Consider the following 1,825-nt stretch of genomic DNA (forward strand, 5'->3'; position numbering starts at 1 on the left):
AATCCATGACGAGTCAAGTTATAAGTCACTTATCATTCATGACAAGCCAAAAGTAAAGTCACCAACAGTCCATAGCAACAAAGTAAAGTCACCAACAGTCCATAGCAACAAAGTAAAGTCACCAACAGTCCATAGCAACAAAGTAAAGCAAGCGTAAACTTGCATAACAACTAATTATGCCTTATATGTACACCCAAAATCTTGGTAAGCCACTTATGATAGCAAGTCCATAGCAACAAAATATAACAAGTATAAAGTGCATGGCAACAAATTATAAAGGTGTAATTTATTTAAAAAAATGTTCATTTTGTTCAATAATACTACTTGTTTATAATTCCAAGTGTTCATACAATGCAAGTTACGCATAAAATATTACATGTAATTGTAAAAAAGTTATATAAAAGTGTGTAGATGATTAATATGAATTCATTGGAAATTTTGGCAAAAAAAATTGCAAAAACTACAGCAACCAGTATTCCCATGTGGTCCCCCACCATAGTACTGACTGGTCCAGATGTTGCTTAACTGCGGAGATCGGACGGGATCCGGTGCTTTCAACATTGTATGGCCGTAGCTTATAGTTAAAGTAATTAAAGCAAACACAAAGGTATCAAACATAAACTAAAATGTGAATTTTTCTAGGATTTTATATTTTTTTCAAGATTGAAAAAGTGAATTCATGTAATGTAGAAGGATAAGAACCATGTGAACCTTTGTCGAACCTTTGTCGAATACTATTTGGATACTTGGAAACATGTTTTCATTCATGTGGAGTATGGTATAGTTGATTATTATTATGACACAACTCCTAACTTATCACGAAACTCCGCGCTTAAGCAGGGAAATTTTCGAACTTATCACGAAACTCTAAGCTTGAGCTCCCAACTTATCACGAAACTCTATGCTTGAACAAAAGTCATTCCTAACTTATCACGAAACTCCAGGCTTATAAAAAACTATTCTTAACTTATCACGAAACCCCTAGGCTTGAGTAGAAACGGTTTATAACATATCACGAAACTCTGGGCTTAATAAAATTTTCAACTTATCACGAAACTTCAAGCTTGTAAAAATCATTCCTAACTTATCACGAAACTCTAAGCTGGAAGAAAATCACTCCCAACTTATCACGAAACTCTTGTGCTTGTGTAGGAATTCTTTCTAACTTATCACAAAACTCTACACCTATATAAAATTCATTTCAAACTTATCACGAAACCCTGGGCTTAATAAATTTTCTAAGTTATCACGAAACTCTCAGGCTGTGAAAAAGTCATTCCTAACTTATCACGAAACTTTCAAGCTTGACAAGAAGTCATTTCTAACTTATCACGAAAGTCCCAACTTATCACGAAAGTCTCAAGCACTATAGAAATCATTCCTAACTTATCACGAAAGTTTTAAGCTTACTCAAAAATCATTTCTAACTTATCACGAAAGTTCAAAGCTTGACAAGAAATCATTTTCAACTTATCACGAAAGTACACATACGGACCGTACCGTAGACGGGCACCGTATTCACCGTAACTTGAACCGTACCATGACCGTAACCCTCCCATACCCTATCATAAATCCGGGCACGGGCGTACACTCAAGTACTCTCAAAAAAATTTTCACCATCGCCAGCCAACAATGTGTATTTCAAACACTTTTTTCCATTCCCTCAAGAGTGTATCAAAACACTTGTACACAAAAAAAAAAAAAAAATTAATAATAATAAATTTTATTAATCATTTAGTAGAAAGTGTTCCCGGAGGAACAAATTCAATGACAAAGGCTTAATCTCAGTACATCGTAGCAACAAAGGCTACTCTAGTACTTACAA

1 rRNA gene is annotated in these 1,825 nt (G+C 34.4%); it reads right to left on the minus strand.

Features of this window, described 5'->3' with window-relative positions:
* Positions 1 to 457 precede the first annotated feature (457 nt).
* Positions 458 to 576 (minus strand): 5S ribosomal RNA (rrf, locus tag ACYVOF_RS18435).
* Positions 577 to 1,825: the final 1,249 nt, after the last annotated feature.

This window comes from Rhodococcus aerolatus, from assembly GCF_054783215.1.